Here is a 19,884-nt window from a genome sequence, read left to right as displayed (position 1 = left end):
AAATCATGGTGAGGTCCGAATTAAATGATGGTATCCGTTATCTGTTATACGTTATCCGTCATATATTGTCATCTATACGTTGTTATAAGCTATATTTATTTATATTCAAGTTGCTCCTGACACAGGTATTCCAGGTATAACCGAACCACATCACGAGTTGTTCCACCATGGGGAAAGACGTGGTGTGTCAGATCTGGCAAGGCGTTCACTTCCAGGATGCCTCCCAGATCTCTGGAGATCGGGGTGCGGATATCATGACAACGAACATCGACTCCTGCTACATCGATCTGAAGAGTCTTTGCCGCCTGAATAATCATCCGGGCATTTTCGGGATGAATGATTTCGGTACAATCCTTGTAGAATTCACTGATTTTTCCGGCGGCAGAATTGCGGAGATTGTATAACTCGATTTCTTTTCCCGCGGCAGGAACTTCATCCAGTGTTGTCCCTTGTGCATGTAATACCTCCAGCAGTCGTTCCGTTTCTGCATTAACCTCGGGAAACGCTTCATACTCGCCAATGGGTGTCATCTCGATTCGTTCCTGATTCAACTGCTCAATTAACGCCCGAACGGTTGAAGTTCCGTCTCCCTCAACATAGACAGGCCGATACTGGTTCACAGCCGCCACTTCACCGTTAATGATCAGCACTCTGTAATCAATCCCGGTCACATATTGCTGTAACATAATGCTGCTACCATGGACACTCGCAAGACGAATGGCTTCCTCCAGTTCATCTGCGGTACGCACATCCAGCGTCACGCCCATGCTGCTGCTCGCATCCAGCGGTTTCACTACAATGGAGCCATGCCTTTCCAGAAAATCTGCTGCTTCGCTTCCCATCTCCGGGATCACGATAAATGACGGTACAGGCATGCCCTGTTCATGCATTAACATATTACATGCCTGCTTGTTCTTCGCGAGCAGTCCAGCGATTAACGGCAGACGATGAGATCTGGTTTTGTTAATGATGATCTCTTGGTCCCCTACAGACAGCTTCAGGAAATCTTCGCATCCCTCAAGAAGTGGCTCACAGGTGATGCCCATTTCTCTCGCTTTGCTTATAATGAGTCGGTTTTGCAGATTATGAATCCCTTTCGGAAACACTGAAAATCCTCCTCGATCGAATGAAGGTACTCGCTCCTATATAAGTTGAATAGAGTTTTCACACGAAATCACTGCACGGTCAGAACCATCTTCCGATCGCTGTTATCCCCAGATTTTTTTGAACCCCTTTACAAAGGGGAAATCCGGTGATAAAGGCGCAGCTTATGCTTCCGATGCAGCTTTCTTGCAGAAAACTTGTAGCTCCGCTTCTTCAGATCTGTTCTGCCCCCTCCGTTAACGTGTGAAATTTGAATTCAACTTATATTGCTCATACGTTCATCAATTTTTATTGTAATTTAATATTGATAATGATTATCAATATCATACAAAATCTATTTTATGGCAATTCGAGTTATATTGTCAATAATAAACTTTTAAGGAAAAATAAGATTGAATTTTGTGTAGGTTTGAGTCGATGCTGGTATGCTTTTATCGAATAATAGGCACAACAAACCGGGCAAGCTTGGGACATGGTTTTACCAACGGCTTGCCTAATTTGTCTTCATACAATGGAGTCGATGTGGAGTTTTGAATAATTTATTAAACGAATCAAAAGTAGACTTTTTGATCCTCAAGCCAGTTGTGTATAACGCTGTTCCCCATTCAGCTTCCTTCCTCTTCCATGTGGGATGCAGGTTGGTGTGCCAAACAGTGGATCAACTGCAATCTCACACTCCATCTGGAAAACCTTACGAACCATCTCCTGTGTGACAATATCTTCCGGTTTTCCTTCTGCGTAGATCGACTTGTTGTGAACAGCCACAATGTGATGCGCATAACGACATGCCAGGTTCAGATCATGAAGTACCATAACAATCGTGCGTCCTTCCCGTTCGTTCAAATCAAACAACAGATCGAGGATATCAATCTGATGTGTCATATCCAGATAGGTTGTAGGTTCATCCAATAGCAGCGTTTCGGTACCCTGCGCAAGTGTCATCGCAATCCAGGCACGCTGACGCTGTCCACCGGACAATGCATCCACAGGTCGATCCGCGAGTTCTGTCAGATGTGTGGACTCCAGTGCCAGCTTGACCATGCGCTCATCCTCTCGTGACCATTGCTTCAGCCATGTTTGATGTGGATAACGTCCTTGCTTAACCAGTTGGTTCACCGTCAAGCCCTCCGGAGCGGTCGGACCCTGTGGCAGGATGGACATGCGTCTTGAAATTTCCTTGGTTGGCAACTTTGCAATCTCTTCGCCATCCAGCAGCACCGAACCAGAGCTGGATTTCAACAACCGGGCCATCGTACGCAGCAGCGTAGATTTACCACAGCCGTTGCTGCCAATCAGGACGGTAATATGTCCCTTGGGAATGATCAGGTTTAAATTTTCAATAATGGGATCTGCTCCATAGGAGATCGTAAGCTCCTTGGCTTCCAGAATACTCACAGCTCTCTCCTCCTCAAAACTGATTTCGATTCTTGAACAATAGATACAGGAAAAACGGTGCGCCTACGCCTGCGGTGAATACCCCTGCGGGAACATCCAGCGGTAGAAAGGCAGTGCGGGCAATCAGATCTGCCGCAAATACAAGCAGAGCACCAACCAGTCCAGACACAATCAGCATACTGCCAAACATCCGTCCAACCAGCTTTCGGGCAATATGTGGAGCGATCAGGCCTACAAAACCAATGGTTCCGGCAACCGCAACGGCGATTCCCGCCAGCAGTACACTGCATAACAACAACGCTGAACGATGCCGCTGTACAGTTACACCCAGCCCTGTGGCCAGATCATCCCCGAACTCCTGTGCATTCAGGCTGCGAGCGAACCAAATCGCCAGCGGTATAACAATTACGATAACCGGTAAAATCGTTCGGACATCGGTCCACGATGCTCCGTATACACTTCCTGTCAGCCAGATATAGGCTTGACCTGCCGTGTAGAACGGACTCAGGATCAGCATAAAGGTCGTCCCGGCTCCGGTAATGGCCGATACCCCAATGCCGATCAGCACCAGACGGATCGGACTGACTCCCTTTTTCCAGGCAAGCACATAGATGATCAAAGCCGTCACAATTGCGCCAGCGATGGCGAACAATGGCAACAACTTGATACTTACCGCTCCACCTAACAGCGTAACAAAACCTACAGCTGCAACGGCCGCGCCGCCGGTGATGCCGATGACATCCGGTGAGGCCAGCGGATTACGGATAATGCCTTGCAGAAGTGCGCCTGACATACCGAGGGCTACTCCTACGAGCAGAGATAATAACACCCTTGGCAGTCTTAAGGTCAGCACGACGAAGTCATGCTCTCCTGCATTCAGACCAAATATCGTTCTGAGCACATCCAGCGGAGAAATAAAGTCACTGCCTACACTGGTACCGACCACTCCTGCCATCAGGAACAATAGGATACATACACCGATGACAACCAGTGATTTTCGTTCCATTTGCACTGAGACAGTGTCTTTTTTGTTGCGAAAAGTCAACACCTTCCTCATATCTTCGTCACCCCCTTGCGGGCAATATACACGAAGAAGGGTCCGCCAATCAGTGCAGTCATGACACCGAGTGGAACTTCCTGCGGCATGATCACCAACCTTGCAACCACATCCGCGGACAGCAGCAGAATCGCTCCCCCTACAATAGAGTAAGGAACGAGCCAGCGGTAATCATTTCCCACCAGTGCACGCATGATATGCGGGACAACCAGACCGACAAGACCGATTGAACCGGCTACGGCAACCGAACCACCCGCCAGCAATACCGTAACAATTCCCATGAGCACCTTGACTAGAAGTACATTCTGTCCCATGCCTTTGGCGATATCGTCACCCGTCAACAGCAGATTGATGGCTCTGCCCATGAACAAAGAGACAATAGCTGCGGCTGTCATGTACGGCAGAACAGGATATAACATATCCAATGTCCGACCACTTACTGAACCGGCAAGCCAGAACAGTACATCCTGCAATCCGGTTCCATCCAGCACCAGAATGGCCTGTGTGAACGAGGCAAATAACGCGGAGATTGCCGTACCCGCCAGTACAATTTTGATCGGTGTCAGGCCATCACGACCGAGGGAACCTAGCCCATATACAATTGCCGCGGCTACAGCAGCCCCTGCAAAACCAAACCACATCATGGTGGTGAGCGAAGATACGGACAATACAACGATGGCAATAACAATAAAAAAGATCGCACCAGAATTAATTCCGAACACACTCGGTGATGCCAGCGGGTTACGTGTCAATGCCTGCATCAGCCCACCCGCCACGGCCAAACTTGCTCCTACAACAGCAGCAATAACTGTACGTGGCAACCGTTCCGTCAGCAGAACCACATGTTCCACAGAACTCTCGTCATAGAATTGCAGTGCTTCCCATGCCATCTGAAACGTGATATGCGTACGTCCCAGAATCATACTGGCTAGGCAAGCAAGCAGAAGTAATATGAATAAACCCACCAGTCCATAAATCTTGGCACTTGCCTTTGTAAAAAGGGGAAACATACTCTCACTCTTTCATCTGTAAAATGATAAAAGACCTGCCTGCCCATACACTTCGTTAACGAATGTTCTGGTGCATGGCAGGTCCTGCTCCTGTTAGTTAGTTCAGGTTGAACTGCTTATATAGATCGTCCAGCATCATGTTGGCCGATGTGTATCCACCTGCCATGTTCCAGGCCACTTCATCGACCTGAACTAGTTGGTTGTTCTTGACTGCATCAAGGTTTTTCCACAGTGGACTGCTGGTCCAATCATCATAATTTTTCTGAATGGCATCTGTTTCTGTGCCTGAATTGAAGTTGAAGATCATGTCTGCATTCATATCTGGAATGTTTTCTTTGGAAGTCAATTCAACTCCCCATGTGTCTGCATCATGTCCAGCAGGTCTGGTGAACCCAAGTTCATTCAGAATCTTACCTGCATATCCCATGTAGAAGATACGAACCTGATCGGCTCTAAAGTTCGTGATGGTTGCTTCAATTGGCAGACGATCCCCCATTTTCTCTTTAAAATCAGCTACACGGCCATCCCAATCAGACAACAATTTATCCGATTGCTCAACCCTATTCATCGCTTCTCCAACAGTTTTCACCGTTTCTTTCCAGTCAAAAAGCGTCTCCGTCACTACCGTTGGTGCGATCTGCGACAGTTGCTCATAGATCTCTTCATGTCTGATCTTCGTAGCAATAATCAAGTCGGGTTTCAACTTGTTGATCTCTTCCAGATTGGGCTGTGATTCCTGTCCTACTTGTGGAACTCCGTCCAGATCTGCTCTCAGATATTCATAGACTGGCTGCTGAACCCAGGATTCCACCACGCCTGTCGGTTTCACGCCAAGTGCAACAACGACATCATTCGCACCCTGGAACAGTGTCACGATCTTTTGCGGGGTTCCCTTGATTGTGGTTTCGCCCATGGCATGTTTGATCACTCTGGACTGGTCTTCAGTCGCACTTGCAGTTGTATCACTTTCATTATTGCTCTCATTGCTGCTTGCAGCTTGGCTGGACGTATTTGTTGTCTCGGCACTTCCACCCGAAGCACAACCAGCAAGTAATGAAATCATCAGAATAAGTGTTGCATAAATGTATAGCTTTTTCTTTACTTTATACATGAAATCCGTCTCCCCTTTTTTATCTAAATGATATTGAATCTCATTATCAATTGTATTGTAATGGAGATGAAATCATTATACAAGCATTTTATTTGGAAAAACTTCTCACTCCCTGTCGAACTCTTTAACTTCATAAAACAACATTAAATAAAGATAAATTAACTAAAACAATACAATATATATCGATACAATACGCCTCCACACAAACCATATATGTAATTTTTTTCTTACCTACGAAATATACAAATCTCTCTTTTTACTTTTAGTTTCATCTAATACATGTCCTTTTTGCTAGTGACTCATTATTCATTCATATGCGTTTGACTGATGAATTTACTGTAAAACAATTCCTGTAATTTCTTGTTGTACTATGTTAGATTATCCATTGGAATAAAATCACATCTATAGATAGGGGATATTAACACGTGAAGAAATCATGGGTACTATCAATCATTATGAGTTTTGTCTTGCTCGGCGGGGTGTTCGCACCTGTAGGGTCCTATGCCGCTGCTGCGGATGACTCAACCACTACATATTCGGAAGACGAATACTATGAAGAAATTGACACGTCAGAACAAGAACCGATCCCTACAGTCGAAGAAGAAGATTTCCTGGGCTACCTTGATCAGTTGGATATGGCATCGGTATATGAGGAGAGAGCCTTCAATGCTTTGGGAGGTGGATTTTACATCACATCATCCAATCGCAAGTCCGTTTTCCTGAAACTGACCAATACAGCGATTCCTAACTACACCAAATATGTTTCCAAGCTGAAGCTGATTAAACCGCAAAATACAGAATTGCAAAAAATCCATGCCAACTTGATCAAAGGTAGCTATACACAGCTGGAAGGATTCCAACTCGCTAAAAAAGCGGTCTCCAAAACAACGGTAAACAGTGCTGTCCTGAAACAATCCAATGCCAAAATTGCTGCCGGGAAGAAAAATATCGAGAAGTTTCACAAAGAATTCTCTGCATACGCCAATAAACTTGGATTTGATTTATAAAAAACAGTAATTGCAGATACGCGTCCTACATTTCGAATAAAACAATTTGAAATTTAAGGAAAAAAAGTGTTTTCTTTTGCTGAGTTAGTTCGTATAATAGCACTATAATCAAAAGGCTATGCTGCCGAAAGGTACAACCTCGTGAACAATTGAGGTTGTGCCTTTTTTGCGTTTAATGGCCGCTTTTATCTGAATTTCATCATCTGACGAGGAGTGATTTACATGATTCTTGAAGCCGTTTATCATCGCCCCAAACTCAATTGGTCCTATGCTTATGACCGCTCGACCATGCACCTGCGACTTCGGTCCAAACGCGGGGACCTGGATGCGGTGATTGCCATTACGGGAGACAAATATGCCTGGGATCGGACGATCACACACATCCCTATGCACATCTTTGCCCGGGATGAAATGTTCGATTATTGGGAAGCCGAGACTTCACCTCCCTATCGCCGATTACGGTATGGTTTCCAACTGATTCAAGGAGAGGAATCGGTCTGGATGACGGAGCGCGGATTCGAGCAGGCGCTGCCTGATCAACCACTCGAATTCTTTGATTTTCCATTTATGAATCCGGTCGACATTTTTGAACCGCCTGCCTGGGTTAAGGACGCTGTGTTTTATCAGATTTTCCCTGAACGTTATGCCAATGGCGATCCATCCCTCAGTCCCAAAAATGCTGAACCCTGGGGAGGAGAGCCTACACCAGTGAACTTCTTTGGCGGCGATCTCCAAGGTGTGCTGGATCATCTGGATCATATAAGTCAGCTTGGCATCAATGCCATTTACTTCTGTCCGCTGTTCGAAGCCACGACGAATCACAAATACAATACAGGCGATTACATGAAGGTTGATCCTCACTTTGGAACCAATGAACAGTTCAAGGCGTTCGTGGACGCCTGTCATCAGCGCGGCATACGTGTCGTTCTGGATGCGGTGTTCAACCATTCCGGCAGAGAGTTCCCTCCTTTTGTCGATGTCATGAAGAATGGAGCTGCCTCTCCCTACGCAGATTGGTTCTATATCAAGGACTGGCCGCCACGTGTGGAGGATGGTATACCGACTTATGACACCTTTGCTTTTGAACCGCTCATGCCGAAACTGAACACGGAACACCCTGAAGTGAAGGCATACCTATTAGAGGTAGGACGTTTCTGGATTGAGGAGATGGACATTGACGGATGGAGGCTTGATGTGGCGAATGAGGTGGATCATCAGTTCTGGCGCGAATTCCGTCAGACGGTAAAAGCCATTAAACCTGATGCCTATCTGCTCGGCGAGATCTGGCATGATTCACTCATGTGGCTTCAGGGAGACCAGTTCGATGCCGTGATGAATTATCCGTTTACCAACTCGGTATTGGACTATACGGTGCACGGCAAGCTCGACGGACTCGCATTTGCCAATGAGATCGGCAAACTGTTCGCAGCCTATTCACAGCCTGTAACGGAAGCGGCCTTCAATCTGCTCGGAAGTCATGATACCCCCAGACTGCTGACCTTATGTGATGGAGACGAGCGCAAGATGAAACTTGCCGTTACGTTACTACTTACGTATCCAGGTGTGCCATGTATCTATTATGGAGATGAAGTGGGACTTGATGGGGGATATGATCCGGGTTGCCGCAAGTGTATGGAATGGGATGAGACCAAACAGAATCGCGATCTTCTGGAATTCTTCACCCGTACGATTTCCCTTCGCAAACAGCACCCTGCCCTGCGCAGCACGGAACTGAAGATTGTATATGCAAAAGCCGGAGACCCTTGTCTTGCCATCGAACGATTGGATTCGCATACGGGAGAGCGCATGCTTCTTGTTCTTAATGCGGGTGATGAGCCGTGTACCCTTGAACTCCCCTTGGGAGATCGTAACGTCTGGCGAAATCTGTTCACATCCAACACCGTGGAAGCTCGGCAAAATAAACTGACCCTCAATCTGGAAGCATACGGATTCTCACTGATGCAACTTGAGGTGAAACAACCAGCTGAGGCCTGAGATAAATACAGCTAACAAGGGAAAATAACTTCAAAGAGGCTGTCCCCTAGGTGATATGCTCCCCATAAAGTAGACAGGTAAATAATAAAATCCTGTTACTGTATGGGGAGCATATCAGACCAAGGACAGCCTCTTCTGTATCTTATACGTCTTGTATGTCTTGTGCATCTTATACGTCATATCCTAACGAACCCAGCACACGTTATTTGCTTCATTATACGCGGGTTAAATGCCTAACGAATCAGAGAGACCTTATTTCGTCCAATACGTCGATTTTCGAGACCAGAAGCCGTATTTTTGAAGCAATAACGTTACTGAGATTCGTTAGGTTTTACTTTTCTTGTTTATCCCCTCAATACGATGTCTGAGGTTCGTTAGCGATACCGATTCAAGCAAGGTGAAACTCTTCGAGGCAGCGACCTATTTCCCAGCCGAGGCGAAGGGTGTCGAAGTCATTGGTTTTCGTATTTTCTTCATTCTTGAGCTTACGAGCGCTCCCTGTGTAATTACGATTTTCTGCGGAATCTTGTATGAAGGCAGCTTGTCCTGACAATATTCCCAGATGGATCGCCGCAGATCGGTGAGAGTACATTCTGTAGCCAGCCGGATAGTCACCTTCACCCTCTGACCCGTGATACCACTCTGTTCTCCCGAAACCACGGCCGCTTCGATACATTCCATCTCTTCCAGAACACCCTCGACCTCGGCAGGATACACTTTCCGTCCCCCTACGTTAATGATCTCGGAACGACGTCCCAGAATACGAATGTAACCCTGCTCCAGCACAGCTTCATCGCCAGTTCGCAGCCACCCATCCTCTGTAAAGGGTGATGGAGCATTCAGATATCCAATCATCGCGGTTTCCGTGTGAATCTGCAATTCTCCTTCCACCACCCGGTACTTGACCCCTTCATCTTGAATGGAAAACAGCAGCGAGCCTGGCTCTTTGGAGCGGGTTGGCAGAATGCCAAGTTCAGACATGCCATAGGCTTGTATCGTCCTTAGTTGTGGATATCTCCGGTTCCAGGCTGCCAGTACGGATTCAGGCATCACTTCCGATCCGTATGACACAACTTCGAGACTCGACAGATCATACCCCTCATCATTTCTACCCAGCAGCAACAGATTCATGAATGTTGGGGAGACAGGCAGCGCCTGCACACGAAACTTCTCAATCGTTCGGCACACTTCTTCGGGAGATCGATCCGCAATGATACAGAGACAGCCCCCACTGGACAGGGATTGCAACATGGTATTCACACCGCCGATATGATCAAACATCATAAAAGGAATCGTTCGCAAAGGCCGAACCTGCCGCCGAAAACCATGTAACAGCCGATCTGCACGATGGACAGTCGCTTTGCTTACTCCGGTTGATCCGGATGAAAAGAGTACCAGTCCGCCTACGCCCTCCTGGGCCAGCGAGGATAATAACACAGGAACCTCTCCGGAGGATTCACACGTTTGCCGAATACACAACTTGCCTCCTTCAACGTCCAAACGCCACTTCACCTGTGCCAGCTGGATATATTCCTCTCGTTTGGCTTCAACCAGGTTCCGATCCATGGGGAGCACGATACACCCTTGTCCGAGCAAAGCAACCAATGCTGCCGCTGCATAGGGAGAATAATCTTCCTCCAGCGTTACAAGTTGCCCAGTCAGCCCTTCTGCTGTAATCCACTTACTCATGATGCCAACCTGTTCCAGCAGCCACTGATAGCTGTACTCCTGATCTTTCCAGATCAGCGCAGGTTGCTGTCCCTGTTCCGCGAATCGTTCAAGCAAGAATTGGTTCAACATCTTGCATCCTCCTTACCGTCAGACGCCCATTGCTGTGCGAGATAATCAACAAGTGAACCCACGGTCTGATATGGGCTTTCCGGCATGGAAGCAGCAGCCATCTCCGCCAGTGCGACTCCCATCCCCGTCCCCCATCGATCTTCGATTCCCTGCTCTACCACTGCAAGCAATGACACGAGTTCCAGCGAATCCAGTTGCCCACTTCGTCCGTACAGTGGAGCGTTACCACCCTCACCAAGTGGAATCGTTGTATTATGGTACGCGTTTAACTCCCGGCAACTATCCAATACGATACGGAGCAAATCCTCCCTGTGTTCTTGTCCAATCATCAACACGGCCTGACGTGGGAAGCAATCTGCCTGAGGTATGGACTGTCGAAGTGACTCATACCATTGCCATTCATCCGTGACCAACATTTTAATTACACTTGTTAGCTGTACTTTCCACTGCTCACGCTGCTTTATCCGACTGACCTGAAGCATATTGTAGGCCTTCTCCCAACGTACAATAATGTCGCTGAATTCTCTCGCATATTGATCAAGTGGAGAACCTAGCCATAAGGCTGATTCCTGAAGAAGATCTCGAAGAAAATATCGACTCCATCGCATATCAAACAGCAGACCCGATATTAACATTTCATTGGCCTGATCCCCTTCATTCGCCCCACACAGTGCATCTAAGAGTCGCAGAGACACCGCATGTCCAAAATGAAAATTCCGCTCTCCTTGTGCAATCGTCCGGCCTGTCAGAAATTCTTCAATCTGCGTTGTTAACGCCTGGATCAACATGTCTCGGTAACCGTCAGAGTCCAGCTTCACAGTCGCCCGAATGTCCATGGTTCCATACGTTCGGAGTTCTTCTTTGCGTTTGGCCTGCGCAAGCTCAGGTATGCTTTGGTTACCTTTCCAGAAGTCATGAAAGGCCTTTTGAGTAACCTTTCCCTTATACTTGGAGGGCACGGGATCGTAGACGTGAACATGCTCATCTTCCAAACCATATACAGCAATCCAATGGTCTACCAGATGTAGTCGGGAGCCCTGCTTCACATGTTTGCGAATGTACTCGGGATTCTGATAATCCTCACAGTAAGGCAGGTGATAACTGGTTCCTGTAGCCAAAAAAAGCCCACCTTCGCCAATATACTGCCGGATCTGCGTCTTGCCTTCCTCGAAGCTGTCCAGCTGTCGCTGACCATACATCTCCCAGATCGGCTCTACATAATCCAGTTTGTTAAAATAAGGCTTCACCAGTCCGTTATCCCCGCACGAAGGAAGGCTGTACAACCGACTTGCCGCCAGCAGTGCAAGACTTGTGATGGATCCTTGTCGATGGAGCACTTCATGAATCAGAGGAAAATTGCAGGGATAATAATAAGGAATGTCCAGCACTGGAGCGAATGAAGGAATGATCATTTTGGGCCTCCTGTTCCCGTTTTGGCTGACGTACTGCCCCAGGATTGGATTAGGTAATGCACAGACATATCATCTGTCGCTCGAAATACCCGATTGGCAATAGGTTTGCCATCCACATCGGTCTCGAAACGGCGGAAACCACGTGTAAACCGGAAGGAGAACCCACTATCACGCGGGACTCGGTAACTACCTTCATATCGACCTTTACCAGAACGAACAAGCTTCATGCCCATGCCACCATATATCGTTTCCTCCGAGTCTTCGTCGGGAGCTACCTCTGCACGAACGCAGACCTCCACATGAGTGGACAATTCAGGAATGACAGTGTAGATGCGTGTAGCAGACAGTTCCCCCACAGTCAGCGTGATGGATGCACTTCCAATACCGACAGGAACCAACTCTCCACTCGCATGAACCTGAAGTACATTCGGGTCACTCGATGTATAATTCCCATGCAGCAGACTCTGAACCAACCCACTCTCGTAGTGAATTTGTGCATTGATACACACGGTCATTCCCCCCTGTAGTCCGATGACATCCCTTCCAAGCAGTTCGAGCGAGGAGGGCTTACCCGCGTGGCCAAACATGTACAGTAACGGGAGGTGAATGCGCGCTCCCCAGTCACCTTCCTGATGACAGGCATCCTGCTGTTCCAGAAATGCCAATTCCTCATCCGATCCTACTCCGCGTTCAAGTAATTGATGAGCCACCCTTCTGACCTGAGAAGGCAGAAACAGACCTTCCGTATCTCCAATATCCATCCACATTCGAACGTCGGGTACCTCTTCTGGCAAGCGATACATGTTTTCTTCCAACAGTCCACTTTCCGATGTTTCGTCCAGCTGCACATCCACATAAAATGGCGACATCATGATCAGTTTTCCGAAAACATCTGGATTTCGCATCCCCATGTGCAATGTACAAAGCGCCGCGGCAGATGAACCTAACAGCCCGGTATTATGCTTGTCTGGCAACGTCCGGTAACGATGATCAATGATCGGCTTGAGCTCATGAATGATGAAATGTTCATAGGCGATGCCTGAGCAACCCACACTCACGGCCTCTCTCTCAGGGGCAATGAAGTGGTAGAATTCGTTGTGCGTGACTGGACGGACATGCGTAATGCCGACAATAATCAGTGATTCAATCTGCCCGGAGGCAATTAGTCCGTCTGCTGCCTGGTCCATATTCCATGTTTCATTGCCTGGCGCGGATGGACCAAAAGCCCGCTGCCCCGCATGAACGTACAAAACCGGATATTGCCGAGCTGTCTGCTCATGGTAACCGGGCGGGAGGTACACATAAATGTTGCGGATATTGCCCAGCCGCGACGCCTGAATGCCTTCCAAACATTCGATGACAGAATGGGTACTCAACGATCATCAACCGCCTCTCTTCTCCCAATTCGCCTGCATAATACAAATAACCCCGCCTCAGAAGAGACGGGGTTGTCTCAGAACACGCGTAAGTGTCCCGGGATACATAGCCCTTATATTGTGAATCTGCGAATAGTTTAAATCCCCGGACGTGCTTTTGTAAACATAAAAATAGAAAATAAATGCTCCCAAAAAAGTTATTGACATAAGATCCAATATTTCTTACGATAACGTTGTGATCATAACTCGAGGGCCATGCTTTTAAACCTGAGCGGTTTAGGACAACCCCGGTAACTCCCGAAGGAGATGCCGGGGTTGTTGGCGTGTCAAAAGGAGGGAAGTCTTCAATCCACTGCGTAACACTTCGCTGTATTGAAAGCGCTATTATTCAAGAGCCGGGTTGGTTGTTTATCTAAACTACTACATTCACGAGAAGGGTGGATTACTATGTTTCAAATGGCCAAACGTGTACTCCTCAGCACAACACTGACACTCAGTTTACTTGCAGGGGGCGCACTTCCCTATCTGCCTGCTTCAGCGATCTATGCCGATGCGGATACCGCGGTTACCAACAAGCAGAACTTTAGTACAGACGTCATCTATCAGATCTTTACGGACCGCTTCCTTGACGGAAATCCTTCCAACAATCCTACCGGAGCTGCCTACGATGCCACTTGTAGTAACCTGAAGTTGTATTGCGGAGGCGACTGGCAGGGTTTGATCAACAAAATCAACGATAACTATTTTAGCGATCTGGGCGTTACGGCATTGTGGATCTCCCAACCGGTCGAAAATATCTTCGCTACCATCAACTACGGCGGCGTGATCAACACAGCGTATCATGGTTACTGGGCACGTGATTTCAAGAAGACCAATCCGTATTTCGGAACGATGGCTGACTTTCAAAATCTGATTACAACCGCTCATGCCAAAGGCATCAAGATCGTCATTGACTTTGCACCGAACCATACGTCTCCTGCCATGGAAACCGATACATCCTTTGCTGAGAATGGCAAGTTGTACGATAACGGTAATCTTGTTGGCGGATACACAAATGATACAAATGGATATTTCCATCACAACGGCGGCTCCGATTTTTCCTCCCTGGAGAATGGTATCTACAAAAACCTCTATGACCTCGCTGACCTGAATCACAATAACAGTACCATTGATCAATATTTCAAAGATGCAATCAAGCTATGGCTCGATATGGGCGTGGATGGCATTCGTGTTGATGCGGTGAAACATATGCCTCTCGGCTGGCAAAAGAGCTGGATGTCTTCCATCTATGCACATAAACCTGTATTCACCTTTGGTGAATGGTTCCTGGGATCCGCTGCATCGGATGCGGATAACACGGAATTTGCCAACGAATCCGGGATGAGCCTGCTTGATTTCCGCTTTAACTCTGCCGTGCGTGACGTCTTCCGGGATAACACATCCAACATGTACGCTCTGGATTCGATGATTACAGGCACAGCGGCAGATTACAATCAGGTGAATGACCAAGTCACGTTCATCGACAACCATGATATGGATCGGTTCAAAACAAGTGCCGTCAACAACCGTCGTCTGGAACAAGCGCTGGCCTTCACGCTGACTTCCCGCGGTGTACCTGCCATCTATTATGGTACCGAGCAGTATCTGACTGGTAACGGGGACCCTGATAATCGGGCCAAAATGCCTTCCTTCTCCAAAACAACCACTGCTTTCAACGTGATCAGCAAGCTGGCCCCTCTGCGCAAATCCAATCCAGCGATCGCCTATGGCTCCACTCAGCAACGCTGGATCAATAATGATGTGTACGTTTATGAACGCAAATTTGGCAAAAGTGTAGCTGTTGTTGCGGTCAACCGTAATCTCTCCACACCAGCAAGCATTGCGAATCTAAGAACTTCACTGCCAACAGGCAACTACACCGATGTACTGGGCGGCGCACTGAACGGTAATAACATCACTTCCACCAATGGCAACGTCTCTTCCTTCACACTGGCAGCCGGAGCAACCGCGGTCTGGCAGTATACAACGAGCGAAACAACACCAACCATCGGGCATGTGGGTCCGGTGATGGGCAAACCGGGTAATGTCGTTACCATTAGCGGACGTGGATTTGGCTCCACCAAAGGTACGGTATACTTCGGTACAACAGCCGTTACCGGTGCTGCGATCACATCCTGGGAAGATACGCAGATCAAAGTAACGATCCCAGCTGTTGCCGCAGGCAATTATGCTGTGAAAGTAGCTGCGAACGGAGTTAACAGCAATGCGTATAACAACTTCACCATCCTTACGGGTGATCAGGTCACTGTACGATTTGTCATTAATAATGCTTCCACCACACTGGGTCAGAACATCTATCTGACAGGTAACATGGCAGAACTGGGCAACTGGAGCACGGGTACAACAGCTATTGGCCCTGCTTTCAATCAGGTCATCCACGCCTACCCAACTTGGTACTATGATGTGAGCGTGCCAGCCGGGAAACAACTGGAGTTCAAATTCTTCAAGAAAAATGGTGCAACCATTACATGGGAAGGTGGTTCCAACCACACGTTCACCACACCAACCAGCGGTACAGCGACTGTAAATGTAAACTGGCAATAAAATATTCAGTCCACAAGCTAACCCGGAGTTACGCTAACGCAGCGTATGCTCCGGGTTTTGCTATTGGATTATGCTATATAAATTGAACAAATCACTCTACACTTGACCACTACACGGTCAGATCCATCTCCCATCGCTGTTACCCCCAGTTGTTTTAATTCCCTTCTATATAGGGAAAATCTGGAGCTAGCGTATGCTTCCAATGTAGCTTTCTTTTAGAAATCTTTTAGGCGAACGCTTCGCTTTTCCGGATTGCATCTGACTACTCCGTTATCGTGTAAATGTTTATAGTTCAACTAATATAGAATGGATCTATATCTCACATTTCTAATGATAGGTTCGAATCGACTTCAATGTTGTAGCGGCCAGAATACCTGTCGCCAGCAGTAATATGCCCACGCCTTGCAGCACAGAAGCTGCCCCCCACTGATCTGCCAATACGGAGACAACAGTCAATCCCAGAATAGGCGCTGTACTGGTGATTGTTCCTACTACGCCATAGACCCTTCCTTGCAGCTCGTCTGGAACGGCTGTCCTCAGCATAATCTGGGTGAGCATCGTACAGCACGCGAACATCGCACCTCCGCCCACGATGAACGGTAACGCCATAATTGGTGAGGATACGTTCGATAAAAAAATATATATCGGCCCCAACACAATTAGACCAATAAACACCCATCTCCCTCTTAACTTCAATCGTTTCCCCGAAGCAATCAACAATGCAGAGCCAATCATATATCCGAGTGGAATACAGGTCTCAATTAATCCAAACTGCACCGGATTAGCCTCCCACACCTTGACCGCCATCACTTGAACCAGCATCATCGCCGACATGAAAAATAAAATCAGCACCGGATTGAGCAATACAATGGATCGGATCAAAGGATTCCGATAGATGTAGCCAAACGAACTGCGCCACTCCTGAGCAAACGTGGTCTGCTGATTAATGGATCGCTGTACCTCAGGAAAGCGGCCTGCCACCAGCACACAGACTGCGGACAACAGAAAGGTTGCCCCTGTAATTAATATGGCGATGAATCCGCCAAATGCAGCAACAGCAACGCCCGCTGCGGCTAGTCCGCTGATTCGGGCAAGATTATCCACCATATGAATGGTTCCCGTCGCTTGTTGAATATGCTCTCTGCCCACCATACTTGCTACAGAGGCGTGGAATGCAGGGGCCTGAAACAGACTTGAAAACATGGAGAGTGAGAGCAACAGCAGCACCACCGGAAACGGAGCATGCCAGCCGAACAAGCTAACCGCAATCAGTACAGCCATTACGCCCCGAAATACATCCGAGGTCAGCATCAGCTTCCTGCGATCCAATCGGTCTGCAACCGTACCCGCCACCGATCCAAACAGAAAACTGACAGCCATATTGCAGATCTGTACGGCCGCCATGCTCTTTGCACTGCCTGTGGTCTGTAACACCCACAGGCTAATCGCAATCCCATTGAAGCAATCCCCGAAGACCGAGATGCCGTAGCCGTACAATATCCTGCGAAAGGTAACATTACGCCAAAGTGTTGGCGGAGCTTTAGTATTATGCAATGCAGCTTGTCCATCTTGGTATCCAATGTTATCGGGCTCACTGGATGGTATCATGCCCATACATCACGTTCCTCCCTAATCATGATTCGAGCCCATGCAGAACCAGGCACTTCCGCAGCATTGCCAGTCGATAAAGACATGACATCACGGAAGTGCCTGGTTGGCGTGCCGCAGGTATCGCGGCTGACTATGCTGTTATGGCACAGGATTACCCTTTCGAAGCTCCTGCCGTCAGACCCTGAACAAGGAATCGCTGTAGGAAAACGAACAGCAGTGTAATTGGAATGGCAATCAGTACCGCCCCCGCAGCAAACATCGTAAAGTTACTGTCCTGATAACGGTTGACCAGATCCCACATACCCACCGCAAGCGTCCAGTTCTCTTTCGTCCGCAGCACCAGCCGGGCGAAGATAAAGTCCATCCACGCACCGGTGAAACTGGTTAGTGCCACATAAGTCAGCATTGGTTTGGATAAGGGCAGAATGATGCTGGTGAATACTCGCAGGTGACTCGCACCATCCATGCGCGCCGCTTCGTCCAGGCTACGCGGGATGGTGTCAAAGAAACCTTTGACGATAAATCCGCCCAGTACCGCTCCTGATGAATAGACCAGGATGAGCGCAGCATGGGTGTCGAGCAATTTAATTTGCAGCAAAATGATATAGATGGCAATCATGCTCATGAAACTCGGGAACATCCCGAGGATCAGCATGGTGGAGAGAATCGTTTTACGTCCACGGAAGCGGAAGCGGGACAAGGCATACATCCCAAGTGTCACCATCAGCGTAGAGAAAATCATCGTGAAAAAGGCAATTTTCAGCGTATTCATATACCATCTGCCGTACATAAAGGACGGGTTATTGAACAGCTCACCATAATGGGAAAGCGTGAATGCTTCCGGCCATAACCGTTCACTGAACAATGCCGCACCAGGTCTCAGGGAAGAGAGAAAGATCCAGAGTACCGGATAGATGGAGACAACGGCGATGATCAGCAACAGCACATAACTCAGGGCCAAACGTAGCGGATTATTACGTGTCTTCATTGAATCATGTCCTCCTCCTTGAATGATTTGGAGCGGCGGAAATTCCAGATAGAGAATGAAGCGATAATGAGGAAGATGATAATACCTACCGCTGAAGCCATGTTGAATTTGTTATTGTCGAGCGTGAGCTTGTAGAGCCAGGTCACCAGCAGATCCGTGGCCCCTGCGTACTGGTAGTCTCCCCGCAATGGATTCCCGTTGGTCAGCAGGAAGATGACATTGAAGTTGTTGAAATTTCCGGCGAACTGCATGATAAGTACCGGAGTTGTGGCAAAAAGAATGAACGGCATCGTAATGATCCTGAACTTCTGAAACGCAGATGCTCCGTCCACTTCGGCAGCCTCGTAGAGATCACGAGGAATGGCTGTCAACACACCCAGAATCAGCACCATACTGACCGGAATACCGATCCACATGTTGACGACAATAACGGTGACCTTGGCCCAGAACGGATCTGTCAGCCAGGGTAATCCCTCCAGCCCAAATGCTCTCATGTACGTATTGATCGGACCAAACTGACCATTGAACAAATTACGCATAAGCAGCAAGGAGATGATCTGTGGGATCGCATAAGGCAAAATAAAGATCGTCCGCCACAGCTTCTTAAAGCGGATGCCCCGCTGTTCAATCAACAGTGCTACTAACACGCCGCCAAAATAGGTGGTGACTGTAGCCAGAATGGCCCAGATGACTGTCCAGGTCAGCACACCGTAGAATGTCTGGCTCCAGGATTTCAGCTGGATCAGATCACTGAACGTCTTGAAGCCTACCCAGTCCACGAGTTTGGCTGGCGGAATATGATCTGGAGCCGAATAGTTGGTAAACGCGATCGTGATCGTAAACAGGATGGGCATAACGGTGAAGAAAAGAATGCCCAGCGCCGGGATGGACAGAAACAGATACGGGAAGTTTTTGTCCATCATGTTCCGAAGCGAAGCCGCTGCGCCCAAAGTCTGCTTGCCTTCTTCCCTCGCAAGTCCCGTGACGTACGCATCCCGAATATTCAGGATGTAGATCAGAATAAACACAAAAAACACCAGCAGTACGATAATGCCATCAAGCAGCAAAAAGATGGAATGGTCTCCCCTTTGAAGTACGGTGGATCCATTCACTTTGACAAAACGCTGTGTATTTTCCCCCAGTGTCCATATGCCCCATACGGCCTGTGACAGGCGAGGAAGCAGGTACGCAAGCCCCGCTCCCTCCAGTAACAGTAGACAAATTCCCTTAATCCATTGTCGATTGTACAGCTGTCCAAGACCTTGCAGTATGATGGAACATATGGCCGCTGTCATCCGGTGCTGTCTTTCCCTGTTCGGTCCAACAGGCACCGGGACATGCTGCTGTTGCATTCGCTCTCTCCTCCCCGCCTATTGCTAACCTGTATACATTGAACAAAAGTGTACTTACACTG

The 19,884-nt window shown here is 48.0% G+C and carries 14 protein-coding genes; 3 read left to right on the top strand and 11 right to left on the bottom strand.

What is annotated here, in order from left to right:
* Positions 1-95: 95 nt before the first annotated feature.
* The 5 genes from CXK86_RS23560 to CXK86_RS23540 all read right to left on the bottom strand — a co-directional run bounded on the left by CXK86_RS23560 (position 96) and on the right by CXK86_RS23540 (position 5,677).
* Complete coding sequence (locus tag CXK86_RS23560) at positions 96-1,106, bottom strand: ATP-grasp domain-containing protein (RefSeq protein ID WP_101314647.1); 1,011 nt, start codon at positions 1,104-1,106, stop codon at positions 96-98.
* 571 nt (positions 1,107-1,677) lie between these two features.
* Positions 1,678-2,499, bottom strand: a complete 822-nt coding sequence (locus CXK86_RS23555) for an ABC transporter ATP-binding protein (RefSeq protein WP_101314646.1) — start codon at positions 2,497-2,499, stop codon at positions 1,678-1,680.
* 13 nt (positions 2,500-2,512) lie between these two features.
* Positions 2,513-3,556 (bottom strand): FecCD family ABC transporter permease, encoded by a 1,044-nt coding sequence (locus CXK86_RS23550; protein WP_101314645.1) that lies wholly within the window; start codon positions 3,554-3,556, stop codon positions 2,513-2,515.
* Positions 3,553-4,566 (bottom strand): FecCD family ABC transporter permease, encoded by a 1,014-nt coding sequence (locus CXK86_RS23545; RefSeq protein WP_036606207.1) that lies wholly within the window; start codon positions 4,564-4,566, stop codon positions 3,553-3,555. The genes CXK86_RS23550 and CXK86_RS23545 overlap by 4 nt, the downstream gene beginning before the upstream one ends.
* Positions 4,567-4,663: 97 nt before the next feature.
* The gene (locus CXK86_RS23540) at positions 4,664-5,677 is read right to left on the bottom strand and encodes an ABC transporter substrate-binding protein (RefSeq protein ID WP_101314644.1); all 1,014 of its coding nucleotides are present in this window, start codon (positions 5,675-5,677) and stop codon (positions 4,664-4,666) included.
* 425 nt (positions 5,678-6,102) lie between these two features.
* Here CXK86_RS23540 and CXK86_RS23535 point away from each other — a divergent pair, with 425 nt between their 5' ends.
* Both CXK86_RS23535 and CXK86_RS23530 read left to right on the top strand, forming a co-directional pair.
* Complete coding sequence (locus CXK86_RS23535) at positions 6,103-6,684, top strand: hypothetical protein (protein WP_101314643.1); 582 nt, start codon at positions 6,103-6,105, stop codon at positions 6,682-6,684.
* 222 nt (positions 6,685-6,906) lie between these two features.
* Positions 6,907-8,679: an alpha-glycosidase gene (locus tag CXK86_RS23530; protein WP_101314642.1), complete on the top strand. Its 1,773-nt coding sequence runs from the start codon at positions 6,907-6,909 to the stop codon at positions 8,677-8,679.
* A 420-nt stretch (positions 8,680-9,099) separates the two neighbouring features.
* Here the strand turns inward: CXK86_RS23530 and CXK86_RS23525 are convergent, their stop codons facing one another.
* The 3 genes from CXK86_RS23525 to CXK86_RS23515 are packed head-to-tail and all read right to left on the bottom strand — an operon-like array spanning position 9,100 to position 13,267.
* Positions 9,100-10,479, bottom strand: a complete 1,380-nt coding sequence (locus CXK86_RS23525; RefSeq protein WP_101314641.1) for an ANL family adenylate-forming protein — start codon at positions 10,477-10,479, stop codon at positions 9,100-9,102.
* Complete coding sequence (locus CXK86_RS23520; RefSeq protein WP_101314640.1) at positions 10,473-11,891, bottom strand: cysteine peptidase family C39 domain-containing protein; 1,419 nt, start codon at positions 11,889-11,891, stop codon at positions 10,473-10,475. Before CXK86_RS23520 ends, CXK86_RS23525 begins: the two co-directional genes overlap by 7 nt.
* Positions 11,888-13,267: an alpha/beta hydrolase gene (locus CXK86_RS23515; protein WP_101314639.1), complete on the bottom strand. Its 1,380-nt coding sequence runs from the start codon at positions 13,265-13,267 to the stop codon at positions 11,888-11,890. The genes CXK86_RS23520 and CXK86_RS23515 overlap by 4 nt, the downstream gene beginning before the upstream one ends.
* A 447-nt stretch (positions 13,268-13,714) precedes the next feature.
* Between CXK86_RS23515 and CXK86_RS23510 the strand changes: the two genes are divergently transcribed.
* On the top strand, positions 13,715-15,871 hold the full coding sequence (locus CXK86_RS23510; RefSeq protein ID WP_101314638.1) for an alpha-amylase family glycosyl hydrolase: 2,157 nt from the start codon (positions 13,715-13,717) through the stop codon (positions 15,869-15,871).
* 327 nt (positions 15,872-16,198) lie between these two features.
* Here the strand turns inward: CXK86_RS23510 and CXK86_RS23505 are convergent, their stop codons facing one another.
* The 3 genes from CXK86_RS23505 to CXK86_RS23495 all read right to left on the bottom strand — a co-directional run bounded on the left by CXK86_RS23505 (position 16,199) and on the right by CXK86_RS23495 (position 19,822).
* Entirely contained in the window at positions 16,199-17,485 is a 1,287-nt protein-coding gene (locus CXK86_RS23505; protein WP_101314637.1) for an MFS transporter, read from the bottom strand.
* A gap of 148 nt (positions 17,486-17,633) precedes the next feature.
* The gene (locus CXK86_RS23500; RefSeq protein WP_101314636.1) at positions 17,634-18,470 is read right to left on the bottom strand and encodes a sugar ABC transporter permease; all 837 of its coding nucleotides are present in this window, start codon (positions 18,468-18,470) and stop codon (positions 17,634-17,636) included.
* Positions 18,467-19,822, bottom strand: a complete 1,356-nt coding sequence (locus CXK86_RS23495) for a sugar ABC transporter permease (protein WP_047841752.1) — start codon at positions 19,820-19,822, stop codon at positions 18,467-18,469. The genes CXK86_RS23500 and CXK86_RS23495 overlap by 4 nt, the downstream gene beginning before the upstream one ends.
* Positions 19,823-19,884 lie beyond the last annotated feature (62 nt).

It is taken from the genome of Paenibacillus sp. BGI2013 (assembly GCF_002843485.1).
GTDB classification, from domain to species: Bacteria; Bacillota; Bacilli; order Paenibacillales; family Paenibacillaceae; genus Paenibacillus; species Paenibacillus amylolyticus.
The sequence above is the reverse complement of the archived record's forward strand: the minus strand, read 5'-3'. Positions and strand labels throughout refer to the sequence as shown.